Here is a 17,087-nt window from a genome sequence, read left to right on the forward strand (position 1 = left end):
AGATCGATACCAGGCGCGGCAGCGTGCCCGGCACGAAACCGTTCCCGCTGTCATAAGTGCCGAAGGCCTGGCGGGGCCGAGGGTCTCATCGCCTTCTTTTTTGACGCGCGGCGGCAGCCGGCTGTTTCCGGAATATCTGAAAAGCTGCATTCTTAAATCGCTGAACCGGATATGGAACCGACGATCGGGCTTCATGATGCAGTACGGGCCGTGCTGCAGCGGGAGCTGCCTTTTTAAAAAAATTCTGCAGACAATCGGCGGGCCCGTCCCGGCAAAAATTGCGGATCCGTGCTCAAGAGCTGCGGGATTGCGCATTTTTTTACGGAATCGCGTTTTTAAGCGGCCTTCCATTGATTATAGTCAATGGAATTTGATATGATTAAGACATTGTTGGGATTTGCCGCAACCGGCCGAAAATCCCGGATGAATGAGATGGAGATGACTATAATGAGCCGGATAAATGAAGAACAGGTTCGATATGTCGCTAACCTTGCCAGACTGTCGTTTGACGATGTCGCGATCAAAAAGTTCACGACACAGCTGGACGATATTATCGGCTTTGCGGAGCAGTTGAACGAGCTGAATACGGAAGGTGTCGAACCGACGACGCACGTTCTCGACATGTATAATGTCATGCGCGACGATGTCGTCGAACCGTCTCTTCCGCGTGAAGAAGCGCTGAAGAATGCGCCTGTCCAGGAGGACGGGCAGATCAAAGTGCCGCTGATTATGGAAGCGGACTGATCAAAAAGAAGGAGGATAACAAAGATGCCACTTTTTGAAGAAGGCCTTGTGCATCTGAAGAAGAAGATACATAGCAAGGAAATTAAGGCATCCGATCTCATTGACGAGGCCTTTTCCCGGATAAATGAAGTAGACGGCAAAGTGAAGGCTTTTTTAACGCTGAATGAAGAGGCGGCCAGAGAGGAAGCACGGACGATCGATGAAACCGCTGCAGATGAAGATACACTGCTTTTCGGCCTGCCGATCGGCATCAAGGACAACCTCGTAACCAAGGGCCTGCGCACAACCTGTGCGAGCCATATTCTTGAGAATTATGATCCGCTCTATGACGCGACGGTCGTCGAGAAAGTCAAGGCGCAGAAGGGGATCGTGATCGGCAAAATGAATATGGATGAATTCGCCATGGGCTCGTCAACGGAGAATTCGGGGTTTGCGCTGACTCGGAATCCGTGGGACCTGGAAAGAGTGCCGGGCGGTTCAAGCGGAGGCTCAGCTGCCTCCGTCGCTGCCGGAGAAGTGCTGTTCGCACTCGGCTCGGATACCGGCGGTTCGATCAGACAGCCGTCCGCATTCTGCGGAGTCGTCGGCATGAAGCCGACTTACGGCCGCGTTTCCCGCTTCGGTCTGGTCGCCTTTGCTTCATCCCTTGACCAGGTCGGACCGATCACCCGGACAGTTGAAGACAATGCTTATCTGCTGGAGGCGATCGCCGGATTGGACCGCCACGACTCGACCAGTGCCGACATTCCGGTGCCGCATTATTCCGAGGCACTGAACGGAGATGTTAAGGGGCTGCGGGTTGCCGTCCCTAAAGAATATCTTGGCGAAGGGATCGATGAAACGGTTAAGGATAGAATCAAGGCGGCGATCCGTCAGCTGGAGAAGCTCGGCGCTGTCTGCGAGGAAGTTTCGCTGCCGCATTCGAAATATGCGGTGCCTGCTTATTATGTCATTGCTTCATCGGAAGCCTCGGCCAATCTGGCCCGCTTCGACGGCGTACGCTACGGCGTACGGGCCGAGTCGAATGACCTGATCGATATGTACAAGAAGTCGAGAAGCGAAGGCTTCGGCGACGAAGTCAAGCGCCGGATTATGCTCGGGACATTTGCTTTAAGCTCGGGCTATTATGACGCTTATTATAAAAAAGCGCAGCAAGTGCGTACACTGATTAAACAGGATTTTGAAAAGGTTCTGGAAAATCATGATATTATCGTCGGACCGGCAACGCCGACAGCAGCGTTCAAGATCGGTGAAAAAGTGGATGATCCGCTGACGATGTATATCAATGACCTGCTCACCATTCCGGTCAATCTCGCCGGCGTTCCGGCAATCAGCCTGCCTTGCGGATTAGCGGACGGCCTGCCTGTCGGCCTGCAGATGATCGGCAGGCCGTTTGGCGAAGAGACGCTCTATAAGGCGGCATATGCCTATGAACAGACCGCCGGTTTTCAGCTGACGCCGGCATTCAAAGGGGCGAATCAATGATGAGCAATTTTGAAACAATAATCGGCCTTGAAGTCCACGTCGAACTGAAAACGAAGACGAAAGCTTTCTGCGGCTGCGCCAATGAATTCGGTGCACCGCCGAATACGCACACCTGCCCGATCTGTCTCGGCCACCCCGGCGTTCTGCCGATTCTGAACCGCGAGGCTGTCGATTTCGCAATTAAAGCGGCGCTTGCTCTCAACTGTAAAATTTCCCGCGAAACAAAATTTGATCGCAAAAATTATTTTTATCCGGATAACCCGAAGGCCTATCAGATCTCGCAGTTTGATCAGCCGATCGGCAGAAACGGCTTCATTGAAATCGAAGTCGACGGCAAGAAGAAGAAAATCGGCGTACACCGGCTCCATCTCGAGGAAGACGCCGGCAAACTGAACCATCTGGCGGATGGTTCGGGTTCGCTTGTCGACTTCAACCGTGTCGGCACGCCGCTGATCGAAATCGTCTCCGAAGCGGATATGCGTACGCCGAAGGAAGCCTACGCATATCTTGATAAACTGAAAGCAATCATGCAGTACATCGGCGTTTCCGATGTCAAGATGGAGGAAGGCTCGCTGCGCTGCGATGCCAATATCTCCATCCGCCCATACGGTCAGACGGAATTCGGTACAAAGACCGAACTGAAGAACCTGAACTCGTTTGTTTTTGTTGAAAAAGGCCTCGCTTATGAGGAGAAACGCCAGGAAAAAATTCTGCTTTCAGGCGGAGCGATCGAGCAGGAAACACGCCGTTACAACGATGCGACGAAGGCGACGACACTGATGCGCGGCAAGGAAGGTTCCGATGATTACCGCTATTTCCCGGAACCGGATATCATTAAACTGAAAATCGATCAGGACTGGATCGACCGCATCGAGGCCGAGATTCCGGAGCTGCCGGATTCCCGCCAGAAACGCTATGTCGCCGAGCTTGGCCTGCCGGAATACGATGCGATGGTATTGACGCAGACAAAAACGATGTCCGATTTCTTTGAAAGTGCGATCGGCGAAGGAGCCGATCCGAAACTTGTTTCCAACTGGCTGATGGGTGACGTTTCAGCTTATCTGAACAGCAATTACAAGACAATTGATCAGGTGCCGATGACGCCGCAAGGCCTGGCCAAGCTGGTTCAACTGATTGAAAAGGGAACCATTTCAAGCAAGATTGCCAAAAAAGTCTTTAAGACCCTGATTGAGAAGGGCGGCGATCCCGAAGAAATCGTCAAGGCCAAGGGGCTTGTTCAAATCTCCGACGAGGGCGCGCTGCACGAATTGATCGATCCGATTCTTGCCGCCAATAAACAATCGATGATCGATTATAAAAACGGCAAGGACCGTGCGCTTGGCTTCCTCGTCGGCCAGGTGATGAAACAGTCACACGGCAAAGCCAATCCGAACGTGGTCAATAAAATTATTCTTGGAGAGATTGAAAAACTTTAAAAGTGCCATGCGTCTTTTCTGAAAAAGCAGCTGTACGTGAACACAGTAAGGTTTTGGTACAACCTCCGACGATTCGCTGCGGCTTTGGCCTGATCCGCTGCGATATTCCGGAATTTCGGTGCAACTGGTTTTTGATCGGGTGAAACGAAGAAAACCGGCTTTTAGACGGTTCCGGCCCCTCTAATAAATAGGAAACATGTGAAAAAGATAGATTGCTGCAGCTAACCGATAGATTCGGGAGACCGGATATTTCTCAATCTGCTGCGCAGCTATCAATAATGTACAGAGGTTTATGAAATTGCAGAGGACGTCTCATCGGCCGATTGTCTGACTTAGAGACGTTCTCTTTTTTATCATAAAGCCTTCCCGGAACCCTGAAAATGTGGCCAATAAAGGACAATAGACGGCTCGAGTTATTAGCATGGATCGTACTCAGTACTCATGATCCGGATCAATCTCTTTTCGTGCGTTATCAAGCACTTCAAAGATGCTCGAAGAAACAGAAAACAGATTTTAGAGACAGAAAGAGGATGAAATGCTTACGATTCTGCCGATTTTCATTTTTTTGCAGACGGTTTTTGCGTCGTTAAATTTGGGACCGGGCCGTGCGGGATGCCGCTTCCGCTTTTTTGCTTTTAAAATTTGTTTACAATATAATTAAATTAGGTTGAATAGGTAGAATAATCACCGCTTAAACTGCGTTGCAAAGATGTTTTTCAGGAGAAGCGGCTGTTAGATAGATGTTTAGTCGGGTGATAAATCATGAAAAAGGCGCGAATTATTTACAACCCAACATCCGGACGCGAGCTGGCAAAAAAGAACATCGCTTATATTCTGGATCGCCTGGAGGACGCGGGCTATGAAGCATCGGCCTACGCGACAAAAGGAAAGGGCGATGCCACAAAGGGCGCACGGAAAGCAGTCAGAAGAAAATTTGATCTCGTTGTTGCGGCAGGCGGCGACGGCACAATCAATGAAGTGATTAACGGACTGGCCGAAAGAGAATTTCGTCCGAGGCTTGGTGTGCTTCCGCTTGGCACGACGAACGATTTTGCCCGGGCCGTCGGCATTCCCCGCGATATTGTCGGCGCATGCGATGTACTCTGCGACGGATACGAAATACCGATCGATATCGGCAAGGTCAACAATCACTACTTCGTTAATATGGCGGGCGGCGGCAAACTGACGGAGCTGACCTATGATGTCCCGAGCAAACTGAAAACGATGCTGGGGCAGATGGCCTACTATATGAAAGGTATTGAAATGCTTCCTTCCCTCAGGCCGACAAAGGTCAGAATTGATTATGACGACCGGACGTTTTCGGGGGACATTATGCTCTTTCTCGTTTCCAACACCAATTCAGTCGGCGGGTTCGAAAGACTGGCTCCGGAAGCCCAGCTCAACGACGGTGTTTTTGATCTGATTATATTGAAGGAAACCAATCTCGGCGAATTCATCCGCCTGGCTTCCATGGCTATGCGCGGCGAGCACATGAAAGATCCGAAAGTGATCTATGCTCAGGCCAGCCGCATTAAGGTGCAGACGGAAGAAAAAATGCAGTTGAATCTTGACGGAGAATACGGCGGCGATCTTCCCGGCGAAATTGTCAATCTCTATCGGCACCTCTACCTTATGGTTCCGAAAGAACTGGCCGATACACAGCAGACGGACAACAGGCAGGAAATTCAGGCCCCGGTTTAATCCTTTAAACTTGAAATTTTCACATCCGAAAGTATTGATCATCAAGGCGTCTGTAAACTGTTCTAAGAACGCTATTTCTGTGAAAAACAATATGGCCGAGACTGGGAAACGCTGAAAAAACGGTGCCTGACGTGAACTGTTACTGTGTTCTGCGGGGATTATTGGTCGGATCGGGCGTTTAACCGGCGGGGATCCAGGGTTCTATCGGTGGGATCAAGCGCTGTACCAGCCGAATTAGGTGCTCTATCGGCCGGATCGGGCGTTGTACCAGCCGGATTAGGTGCTCTATCGGCCGAATTAGGTGCTCTATCGGCCAAATCAGGCGTTTAACCGGCGGGATCCAGGGTTCTATCGGCCGAATCACAGGCGTTTAACCGGCGGGATTCAGGGTTCTTATCAGCCGAATCGCGCACTAGGCAAAATCGGGTGATTCACCGGTTGCTTTGAAGAAAGCGGAAAGTTCGTTCTGAAATCGAAAACTAGTATTGAAGCCTGAAGACTGTGAGTGCTGGACCTCCCGCCAAGGAAATCATTAAAATTCTGGAAGGAGAAGGGTTATGCCTGATTCCATACCTGTCCGAAAGAATGATCAAATAGACGTTACATTTTCCGATCTGACGCAGGACGGATCCGCTGTCGCCAAGGTGAATGGCTATACATTATTTGTTCCCGACGGCCTTCCCGGCGAGCAAGCGACGGTCCGGATTTTAAAGACAAAAAAAGGGTACGGTTACGGACGCATTGCGGAGCTGACCAAGATCAGCGATCAGAGAACCAAGGCGCCGTGTCCGTATTATGACCAGTGCGGCGGCTGCGCGATACAGCATATCCGTGCCGAAGGACAGCTGGACTACAAAAGGGAAATTGTCAGAGATGCACTTGAACGGATCGGCGGATTCACAGGCCTTCAGATCAATCCGACGCTTGGTATGGAGGAACCCTGGCGTTATCGGAATAAAATTCAGGTTCCTGTTGCCTGGCAGGACGGGCATTTCGTTTTTGGCTTTTACAAAAAACGCAGCCACGACATTGTTGATATGGATCATTGTCTGATCACGGAACCGATCATTGATGAGGTAGTGCAGACTGCCAGACGGGTTGCTGAAGAAAAAGGGATCACTCCCTATGATGAGGCGAAAAACCGTGGTACCCTGCGTCATGTCATGGCACGGTTTGGGAAAAAGACAGGCGAAGTGATGGTCGTGTTCATTACGCGGACAGAGGAATTGCCTTTTCGAAAAGTACTGATCCAAACATTGACAGATGCATATCCGCAGATTAAATCGATTGTGCAAAACGTGAATTCGAAACGGACCAACGCCATCATGGGGGAAAAAACAAAAACGCTCTGGGGCCGCGATGTGATTTACGACCGAATCGGCGGCGTGACATTCGCTATCTCGGCACGTTCCTTTTTCCAGGTCAATCCGATTCAGACGGAAGTGCTTTACGGCAAAGCCCTTGAGTATGCTTCACTGACCGGAGAGGAGACGGTCATCGATGCTTACTGCGGGATCGGGACCATTTCGCTGTTTCTGGCCAAAAAAGCGAAAAAAGTCTACGGGGTCGAGATCGTCCCGGAAGCAATCGACGATGCCCGGCAGAATGCAGAACTGAACAAAATCGCCAACACCCATTTTGAGGCAGGGAAAGCGGAAGCAGTCATTCCCCAATGGCAGAAACAGGGTATTCAGCCGGATGTGATCGTTGTCGATCCGCCGCGCAAAGGATGCGACGGCGCGCTTATTAAAACAATGATCGCGATGCAGCCGAAGCGGATCGTCTATGTTTCCTGCAATCCCGCCACACTTGCCCGCGATCTGAAACTGCTCGCTGCGGGCGGATTTGAAGTTAAAAAAGTGCAGCCGGTCGATATGTTTCCACAGACGATGCACGTGGAATGTTCATGTTTGCTAACAAGAAAATAAAAAGTTCTTGTCAACATCGATAGGATTCTCTCGAGATTTTCTTAATGCGTGAACATGGCTCTATCCTTATAAGCGTCAACGGCCAGTCACACGCACAAAGCAATCGGGCGAATGAGAGCCTGAATAGAGCACCGAAAACCGCGCCGAGAATGTCGACAAAATCTATCATTCTTTTCAGGTAAAGGCATTATGGCAGATCAAACGCTTCGTAATCGCGTTCACAAGATCCGTCAACTGGACATGGAGGGAATTGTCGCAAAAATATTGACAGTTCCGATTGAAACGGGTATAAGAATGTGAACCGGCGAAAGATCAAAAATTATAAAGATGTGTTACGGCATGTATTACGACCGTTGCTTGGGTCTTCTCTCTTATCGGGAGGGTAGCGTCGAGCCTGACGTGCGTCACAATAGGCTCCTGCCGGTCCATTAAAAGACTAATGGTATCATAAGCAATCTTTGCCAAAACTATAGATTTGGCAAAGCGAGGAGAAGTCGAGCTCTGTCGTGGCCAGTTAATATGAACATATCCATATTTATCAGCTTTGGTCTGCTGATACTGGACATATGTTTTCATTGTACCTGCCATACATGCAAGCAACCTCTTAAACCAATTTGATACGGACTTAGCTCAGAAATTTAACTGGGAAGAGAATGTAAAATTTAAAAAGATAGGCACAGTGATTATAGGTGAGCATGCATGTCCATTTACTTGGATGACCGTAATATTAGATAGAGTCGCTGATTGGATGCTGGCATATAAAAAGAATCCCGGATTAGCGGTTACGTTTACTTATCATTCGACAAAAAAATAGACCTCTCTTGTACAATAATGGCTTAGAGATTTTGCTTAAGGGAAAATTATTATTAAAAATGAGGAATGTTAGAAAGTTTTACAAAGCTAGAAACATAGGTGATAAATATTATTTTCAGAGAGGATTTATAAAGAGCATCAGAATCGTTTAACCTAACTTTTTGATGTACTTTAAGTAAATTTCCATCAATAAATCAGAAAATATCATTAAAAAAGATCTGGATGTGATGTCATAGCCTTCATATATATTTGAGGGAACATTGCTACTGATATTCCTGTTCATCAATGATGCCAATTCGCTGCTTCCATTATTTGTAATTGCAAACTGAAAGGCATTTGTATATCTAATCTTTTTGGCGGCATTGATCAGAGTTTTTGTCTGACCACTCATTGAAATGAAAAGTACAGTATCCTTAGGTTTTAAAAGATTTGGCAGTAGATCCAAAAGATGTGATTCGTATGCATAAATTGCTGGTTTGTTAAATTGCATCAATCGATCACTAATATATTCCGCTATCGGTTTACTAAGACCGACTCCTGAAATAATAACCGTGCCAGCCTCATAAATTTTTCTAACAATATATTCCATATCATTAATATGTACTTTCATTAATGCGTCCGAAAAAAATTGCTGGTATTGCTTTAGCAATATACGTTCGTTTATTACTTTTGTTTCCTTAATTAATTGGGCAACGAAAAATTTAAATTCAGAGAATCCCTTCAAACCAAGTCTTTGGCACATTCTGATAATTGTTGTGGTAGAAATAGAGAGGTCATCGCTCAAGTTAGAAATGTTCATTTTGGGTACACCTTCAATGTGGTTATCCAAATAATACAGAACATATTTCTCACCGTGACTTAGTTTATCTACTTTGTTTGAAAAGCTGTCGATGAGCATTCCCACTAATCTTCATCTCCGTAATGAAAACGTATTATAAATATACCATAATGATGAAATATCGTACATATGTACACAAACTGAACAATAATGTAATCGCTTTTATTGTATACCAATAGTGTAGAAATGATTATTAGATTATCTCATTTAAGGAGTGAGAAGAATGAATCTTCAACACATGACTGACCGTAGTCTGATTGTGTTTAGCGACTCTTGGACTACGAAAAAAGAAATTCTTGACGGCTTAATTAATCAATTCGTCAAAGGGGGGTATGTCACAGATAGAGATTCGTATAAACAATCAGTTCTCGAGAGGGAAAAGATTTCGGCAACCGGACTTGAAAATGGATTTGCTATTCCACATGGAAAATCTGCGGGTGTAGTCAAAGCAGGTTTTGCAATTGCGCGCTTAGCTAAGCCGCTTCCAGCCGATGCATGGGCATCTATCCGATCGGATAATCAAGTTGAGCTGATTTTTTTACTCGCGATTCCTGATAAGCAGGCGGGAACAACTCATCTTAAGCTGTTGCAACAATTAAGTACAAAATTAATGAACGAAGATTTTGTTAATCAACTAAAAACTGCTAGGAACCCTGATGAACTTTTTAACTCTTTAAATCTGGATGAAGCTGACTCAAAAGATAATCGGCTAACGTGTAGTCACGGGAAAAATCTAATCGCAGTTACTGCGTGTGCTACTGGGATCGCTCATACTTACATGGCGGCCGAGGCTTTGAAAAAATCAGCTAAAAAGATGGGTGTCAGTCTGATTGTTGAAAAACAGGGAGCAAATGGATTGGAAGATTCGCCTACGCCGGAACAAATAAAAAATGCCGATGGTGTTCTCTTTGCGGTAGACACAAAGATCAAGGGCTTGAACCGTTTTAACGGTAAGCCATATATAGAGGTCAATGTTGCGGAACCTCTAAAAAATGGTGAGGCCTTAATTGATAGAGCTTTAAATCATCCACAGGGAATTTTAAGGAAACAAATTGAGAATGACTCTGATACCCTTCTGACATCAAAAGAGATTACAAAAGGATTTTCTTGGAAGAGATGGGGCACTGAGTTAGGCAAAGCCGTGATGACCGGTATTTCCTACATGATCCCGGTTATGGTCGCCGCAGGTATTATGCTTGGTATTGCAAAATTGACCTGGCTGTATATCATGCATCTGCCAATTGCAGATATTGATCTTCCAAAGTATAACAGCTTTGGTGGCTTCGCTCAGTTAATTCACTATTTAGACCTGTTTGGTGGGATGACACTTAACTTTATGTATCCGATATTTGCGATGTTTGTTGCCTATGCTATTGCTGACCGTGTTGGTCTGATTTCCGGATTCCTGGGCGGTATCTTTGCTGCAGGATTAAATTACACCCTATGGGGAATTACGACAGGTCTGCCTAGCGGCTTCCTTGGAGCACTTGTATTCGGTTTAGCGGCTGGATATATTGCACGTTTCTTAAACACAAAGATTCACTTATCAAAGAATTTGCAGGCAATGAAACCAATGCTTATTATTCCTGGAATAAGTGTACTCGCTATTTTTCTTCTAAATATATATATCGTTTCTCCGGTATTTGGCGGTTTAAACCTGTTAATATCCGACTGGATTAAGAGTATGGCGAATGGTGGTAAAATTGGATTATCCTCCATCATTGCTGCTGCTACCGCTTTTGATTTGGGCGGACCAGTTAATAAGGCCGCCGGCGCTGTTGCGATTGGCCTTGCGGCGGATAAGATTTTTCCTTTGACACCACGGGTCCTTGCAATTGTCATTCCGCCAATCGGAATGGGCATCTCAACACTAATTGACAAGTGGGTTGTCGGTCGTCACGTGTACCCGGCGGATCTTCGCGTTGCCGGAAACACTTCATTTTTACTTGGTTTCTTAGCGATTTCCGAAGGAGCCATTCCATTTATGCTGAGGAATCCGCTCATTACCGTCCCTCTAAATATCATCGGCGCTATAGCCGGATCTGTAACAGCAGTAATGCTGGGCGCTGTCCAATGGCTGCCGCTGCCGGCTATTTGGGGATGGCCTCTTGTTTCTAATCTGCCAGCGTACTTGATCGGCTTATTTGTAGGAGTGCTGATTATTGCACTGTGCAATATCTTCATTCGATACCATCTGATTAAGAAAAAAGAGGCTCAGGGCGAAAAAATAGACTATTAATTTTTACTAATAAATGTAGGGATGTTGGTTTATGACGAAAAAAACTGTTTATGTCGTACCGCATACGCACTGGGATCATGAGTGGTATTTTTCTGAAGATGATTCTATATCGCTGTTATTTGAAGCGTTGGGCTATGCACTGGATGTACTGAAAAAAGATACTGACACTATTCGTTTTACATTTGATGGCCAAACGTCTCTAATAGACGATTATCTGAAGCTGCGACCGGATCAGGAAAAATGTTTGAAGGACGTTATTTCAAAGAAGAAAATGCTTGTAGGGCCTTGGTATACTCAGACGGATACTTTACATGTAGAGACAGAATCAATTATAAGAAATTTATTAATCGGAACGCGCGAGGCGCTTGGCTTTGGCCATTGTATGGGTATTGGCTACCTTCCCGATATTTTTGGACAAAATGCCTATCTTCCCACACTATTTAATGGATTTGGAATTAGGACAAGTATTCTTCAGAGAGGGGTATACAATGATCAGGTTAAGGATGATCTGAATTTTGTATGGCGTTCACCCAGTGGTGATTCTGTTTATGCTAACAATCTCTATTTTGGATATGGACCGGGCAAGTTTTTATCCACGGATCCCAATTATTTACAAAAATCTCTGTATCCTATTTTGAAAATATTAGCGGAAATGAACAAGCACTCTGACTTTTTATTGTTACCTGCAGGTGGAGATCAGGTACTGATTCGTGAAGAGCTTCCTGACTTGATCGATAGACTAAACAGCGTGCAATGTGACTACCAATTTTTGCTTTCGGACTATGAGACCTTTGTTCGAGATACCTTGGGGAAATATAGGCATCAAATAACCAAAGTTATAACAGGAGAACTTATTGCCTGTCAGAAGTCTCGAATTCATCAGACGATAGGTTCTCAACGGGTAGACATTAAATTAGCTGTAAGCCGAATCGAAGAAAAATTGTATCACCAGCTTGAGCCTTTAGCGGTTCTGGCAAATCAGTTCGGGAAACCTTATCCCGGAACGCAGATCGAGTCAGCTCTGAAACTTGTGTTACAGTCAGAAGCCCATGATTCCATTGCCGGATGTAATTCTGATGAGACTAATCGAACAATTCTGGAGCGGTTAAAAAAGTCAGAAAGAATCATTGACAGCCAGATTAATATTATTGAAAAGCAAATGGCGAGGGCAGTGATTGGCGATGATCAGGAAGATTCCGTTATTGCTTTCAACTTGTTGCCCAAAACAGTGGATAAACCATTGAAATTTGTCATCTTTACCCGAACCCCCGAAATAGCATTGACACAAAAAGATGGAAGAATGATTCCTCAAACTATCATTGAGCAAAATTTTATAAGTGGAGGAAAAAAAGTTATTGTCACTGCTCTGGGAGAAAAACAAGTTGAGATTCCCGGTTACTATCGCTCACTTATTCTGGCAAAGATATCTTTCAGTGGGTTTGGCTATCAGAGCTATTTTATTAAAGAGAATGTCCGACAACAAAGGTTAGTTCCAGTAAAAAGTAATTATTTAGAAAATAAGTTTTATCGCATATTTATTGAAAATGATCACATAAAAATTCTCAATCGCCTGAACAACAGCGAACGAAACTTCTTTTATTTTGAGGATCAGCCCGACGCGGGTGACTCGTATGATTTTTCACCTTTGGACTCGGATCAACCAGTATGTTTCAGTAAGACGGTTAAATTGCAGAAAATTGAGAAATCAGAGTTATGTCAATCCATGACCGTTACAAACGAATGGAAGGTTTCATCTGATCTGAATAAAAATAAAGCGACTCGGTTTGACAAAATACTAACTGTAACAACAAAAATAACTTTGATTAAGGATTCAAATCTGGTTTATTTGAATCATCAATTGAATAACACTGCCAAAGACCACAGAGTACGGATAATCTTTCCAAATAAAAATAACGGTTACAGTTATGCGGATCAAGGATACAGCATTATAAAAAGGAAGAACACTAATCCCTATCTATCATATTGGAAGGAAAGTCACTTTGCAGAGGCTCCGCAATCCTTTTATCCGATGGAAAACTTTGCGTATACAACGGATACTGTTTCGTCTACAGGTGTCATCACGTGTGGCCTGAAAGAATATCAGAGTACTGACTCCGAACTAATTTTAACATTGTTTCGGAGTGTCGGGCTTCTTGGCCGGGATGATCTAGCATGGCGGCCGGGACGTGCCTCAGGTATCAACAACAAAGTTGTTGATACACCTGATGCTCAAATGCAGGGCCAGCTTTCTTTTCATTATGTTTATCGATGGGATCATACGGCGAACGAGCACGGTTGGTTTAACGCAGTGGAGCAGGCAAAGAAAAGCCAGCTCACATATCAATTACAGACCCTCAACTCTTTTGAACAGCGTTTGGAACGATTTGAATTACCTCAGCCGACTGAGCTGCATCATTTGCCGCAGGACATCAATCTTCTTTCAGTCAATCCAAACATTTATGTAGCAGCTTTAAAAAAAGCAGAAGATCATGATTGCACAGTATTAAGGGTATTTAATCCGGACTCCAAGGCAGTAGAGTTGAACAAGACAATTTCAATTATGAAACGAATGAACTTGGATGAAACAGAACAACCAAACTTTGATACAACGATTTTACCAAAAGATGTGGGAACCTTCGAAATTAGATTGTAAAGGTGATTAAATTGGATACTCACTTATTGCTATCAACTGTAAATCAGCATCTGGGTCGTATATACACTGGAAGTAAGTTAAACGAATCTATAAAAATATTTGATGACTTTTTTAAAACGTATAAAACACCTGTACATCGTAACACTTCTTTATCTGAGAAAAATGCTTACCTGATCACTTATGGTGATGCGTTTTTCAATGACGACAAAGCAGGCCTGCAAGTATTAAAAGATGTTGTCGACAAGCAACTGAAGGGTATCATTACGGATATTCATCTTTTGCCGATGTTTCCGTTTACTTCAGATGATGGATTCGCAGTCTCTGATTATCTCAAAATAAATCCGATACTTGGCGATTGGGAGGACATTGATGATCTGTCCCATGAGATACGTTTAATGTTTGATTTTGTTGCCAATCACTCGTCAAAGTCAAGCGAATGGTTTCAAAAGTTTCTTGAACAGGCATCGGAATTTGAAAATGCGTATATTCGGGAGAGTGCAAACTTTGATGCATCTAAGGTCACTCGCCCGAGAACTTCACCACTGTTTCATCACTATAAAAATGATGAAGGGAAAGATTATTCAGTCTGGACAACCTTCAGCGAAGATCAGGTCGACAATAACGTAGGAGATCCGAAAACGCTTCTGAGACTGACTGAAGTTCTATTGACATATATTGAACGCGGTGCTTCATCAATAAGGCTGGATGCCATTGGATTTTTGTGGAAAGAGTCAGGCACAGCATGTATGCATTTGCGACAAACGCATCAAATTGTTAAGATGTGGCGGAGCATTCTGAATGAAGTAGCACCAGGGACACAGATTATTACCGAAACAAATGTACCAGAACAAGAAAATCTTAGTTATTTTGGTAACGGATCGGACGAAGCGAATCAAGTATACCAATTCCCTTTGCCTCCTCTTGTGCTTTTTAGTCTGACTGTAAATAATAGTAAGGTTTTAAGTAACTGGGCAAAGCATGTTAAGCCGATATCGAGTACAGGGACATACTTTAATTTTCTGGCGTCTCATGATGGTATTGGCATGAGACCAGTTGAGGGTATTCTGTCGCGAAATTATTGGGATTTATTAGCGCGCAAAGTTGAGAAGAATGGAGGCAGGATTTCTTACAAAACGAACCAGGATGGAAGTCGGTCAATTTATGAGCTGAACATCAATTACAGTGATGCATTGAGGAACGATGGTGAGAATGATCAAGTAGCTGCAGGAAAGATGGTAGCTGCACATCATATATTACTTTCTTTTCTTGGTGTACCGGCAATTTACTATCATTCACTCTTTGGTTCGCAAAATGACGTAGCCGGTATGAGAAAATCCGGTAATAGTCGTCAGATTAACCGCGAAAAACTGGATGAGAACAAATTATTTTATGAACTGAAACACAATCCATATCGTCGGACCATCTTTGAGGGAATCAAAAGATTACTGAAAATCCGACAACATGTGAAAGCTTTCAATCCATATGGCGTTCAAAATGTGTTGGACATCTCAAATGATATTTTTTCTCTTCAAAGAACGGATCCCGTTAGTGGGGACATATGTTTGACGTATACAAATCTTACACCCTATGAAAAGGATTTGAACGTCATGAATGGTATTGAACTAATCTCCGATCAGAATATCCGGCATAACAGACTTCACCTTGGACCTTACGGAATCGCTTGGATTAAACCTAAAAAGTGAGTGAAACGCATGAATATTTTTATCGGAATTGATTCATTTAAGGGGAGCGCAGACTCTCTTGAACTTGGCCGGGCGGCTGAAAAAGGGATAAAAACAGTAATGCCAGCAGCAGGAGTTCATGTTCTTTGTGTTGCTGATGGCGGAGAAGGAAGTGCCGTTGCTGTTTGTCATGCTATTGGGGGCAAGTGGCAGCATACAGAAAGCGTAGATCCATTTTTCAATAAGATTCAGGCCAGCTATTTATTAACTCATGTTAATGGTGAACCTGTTGCGATCATAGAATGCGCAAGTACGATCGGTATTCAGTTTCTCCAGAATAATCCTTCAAACAGTTCTTATACTGCAACAAGTTATGGTTTGGGATTAATGATCAGAGATGCGCTATCAAGAAATATTAAACATATTATTATAACATTGGGCGGAAGTGCTACCACAGATGGCGGCCTGGGTCTTCTTCAGGCACTGGGTGCAAAACTGTTCGATCAAAATCACAAAGTCCTTCCCTCGACGTGCAATCCGTTGATAAAAACTAGGGCTATTGATTTTGAACCAGCTATACAATTGTTTAAAGGATTGAGGGTGGAAATAGCGGTAGATGTAAAAAGTCCGTATTGCGGAGCTGCAGGTGCTGCTCATGTATATGGTCCTCAAAAAGGTTTGAGACCTTCTGAAATTACTTATTTGGAGGATAAATTACAAGTTATTAGAAAACTGGTTATGAATCTTTATGGTAGTGACCTTCAGAAGATTCCTGGGGCTGGCGCTGCAGGTGGGTTAGGTGGGGCATTTGCTTTGCTTCGCTCAAAGTTAATGCCCGGTTTTGAGCTTCTCTCAGGGTTAACTGATTTGAAAAAAATATTGCGGGATTCTGATCTTGTCATTACTGGTGAAGGGAGTTTAGATGCTCAATCTTTGTATGGAAAAGTACCATATGAAATTGCAAAATTATCAAGATCCTATAACATTCCCTGCGTTGCGCTATGTGGAAGACGGGATCCTGAATTGGGTGAACTCGAAGGTATGTTTAACGGGATATTCTCAGTTCAGCTTGAAGCCAATTCTCTTGCCAATGCCATGAAAAAAAACACTGCGCTGTCGGGTGCTGAGATTGTCAGCAGGGAAATTATAAAGCTGATCAATAGCAAAAAGGAACAAATGTAGATTGTTAGGAAAGGCAGGTATCATAAAAAATTTTGTTCGAGAACTCAAATTTCCGTTTGAAAATCAATACGGATGGGGCTATAAGTACTCTTGCCATAAAAAAATGCTGCGCTATGCGTTTTTTTAGGACAATGCTTCCACAATCACAATCGGGAAAATGAAACGGAAAAATCGATACAATTGCTTTCCGAAATGCTGGTTGGGATGAAATAACATGAAGATATACTGGTTAAGATTTATAAAAATGACATCTGATCTGGACTTGGATGACCAATGATCCAACCATAAAAACATATTGACCTTAGTGATGAGGCTGTCTCAAAAGCCCTGTTAAAACTCAAGAACCGGAGAGAAAATTTGTAAAAAAATTTCTCTCCGGTTCTTCT

General features: G+C 44.3%; 10 protein-coding genes. 9 read left to right on the forward strand and 1 reads right to left on the reverse strand.

Annotated features, from left to right (window positions below; genetic code table 11):
• Nucleotides 1-447: 447 nt before the first annotated feature.
• From gatC to rlmD, 5 genes are all read left to right on the forward strand, one after another.
• On the forward strand, nucleotides 448-744 hold the full coding sequence (gatC, locus tag Q6A92_RS03505; RefSeq protein ID WP_332237056.1) for an Asp-tRNA(Asn)/Glu-tRNA(Gln) amidotransferase subunit GatC: 297 nt from the start codon (nucleotides 448-450) through the stop codon (nucleotides 742-744).
• A gap of 24 nt (nucleotides 745-768) precedes the next feature.
• On the forward strand, nucleotides 769-2,229 hold the full coding sequence (gatA, locus tag Q6A92_RS03510) for an Asp-tRNA(Asn)/Glu-tRNA(Gln) amidotransferase subunit GatA (RefSeq protein ID WP_332237057.1): 1,461 nt from the start codon (nucleotides 769-771) through the stop codon (nucleotides 2,227-2,229).
• A complete protein-coding gene (gene gatB / locus Q6A92_RS03515) occupies nucleotides 2,229-3,665 on the forward strand; it encodes an Asp-tRNA(Asn)/Glu-tRNA(Gln) amidotransferase subunit GatB (protein ID WP_274401017.1) in 1,437 nt (478 codons plus the stop codon). Before gatA ends, gatB begins: the two co-directional genes overlap by 1 nt.
• A gap of 762 nt (nucleotides 3,666-4,427) precedes the next feature.
• The gene (locus tag Q6A92_RS03520) at nucleotides 4,428-5,366 is read left to right on the forward strand and encodes a diacylglycerol kinase (RefSeq protein WP_274401018.1); all 939 of its coding nucleotides are present in this window, start codon (nucleotides 4,428-4,430) and stop codon (nucleotides 5,364-5,366) included.
• A 557-nt stretch (nucleotides 5,367-5,923) separates the two neighbouring features.
• Nucleotides 5,924-7,294, forward strand: a complete 1,371-nt coding sequence (rlmD, locus tag Q6A92_RS03525; protein WP_332237058.1) for a 23S rRNA (uracil(1939)-C(5))-methyltransferase RlmD — start codon at nucleotides 5,924-5,926, stop codon at nucleotides 7,292-7,294.
• Between the two features lie 961 nt (nucleotides 7,295-8,255).
• Here rlmD and Q6A92_RS03530 read toward each other — a convergent pair.
• The gene (locus tag Q6A92_RS03530; RefSeq protein ID WP_274401156.1) at nucleotides 8,256-9,005 is read right to left on the reverse strand and encodes a MurR/RpiR family transcriptional regulator; all 750 of its coding nucleotides are present in this window, start codon (nucleotides 9,003-9,005) and stop codon (nucleotides 8,256-8,258) included.
• A 163-nt stretch (nucleotides 9,006-9,168) separates the two neighbouring features.
• Between Q6A92_RS03530 and Q6A92_RS03535 the strand changes: the two genes are divergently transcribed.
• From Q6A92_RS03535 to Q6A92_RS03550, 4 genes are read left to right on the forward strand one after another with little or no spacing between them, the layout of a single operon-like run.
• A complete protein-coding gene (locus tag Q6A92_RS03535; protein ID WP_332237059.1) occupies nucleotides 9,169-11,184 on the forward strand; it encodes a fructose-specific PTS transporter subunit EIIC in 2,016 nt (671 codons plus the stop codon).
• A 31-nt stretch (nucleotides 11,185-11,215) separates the two neighbouring features.
• The gene (locus tag Q6A92_RS03540; RefSeq protein WP_274401046.1) at nucleotides 11,216-13,837 is read left to right on the forward strand and encodes a glycoside hydrolase family 38 C-terminal domain-containing protein; all 2,622 of its coding nucleotides are present in this window, start codon (nucleotides 11,216-11,218) and stop codon (nucleotides 13,835-13,837) included.
• Nucleotides 13,838-13,848: 11 nt separating this feature from the next.
• On the forward strand, nucleotides 13,849-15,540 hold the full coding sequence (locus Q6A92_RS03545) for an alpha-amylase family glycosyl hydrolase (RefSeq protein WP_332237060.1): 1,692 nt from the start codon (nucleotides 13,849-13,851) through the stop codon (nucleotides 15,538-15,540).
• 9 nt (nucleotides 15,541-15,549) lie between these two features.
• A complete protein-coding gene (locus tag Q6A92_RS03550; protein WP_274401048.1) occupies nucleotides 15,550-16,701 on the forward strand; it encodes a glycerate kinase family protein in 1,152 nt (383 codons plus the stop codon).
• Nucleotides 16,702-17,087 lie beyond the last annotated feature (386 nt).

The organism is Sporolactobacillus sp. KGMB 08714, from assembly GCF_036598985.1.
In the GTDB taxonomy this organism is placed as follows: Bacteria; Bacillota; Bacilli; order Bacillales; family Sporolactobacillaceae; genus Sporolactobacillus.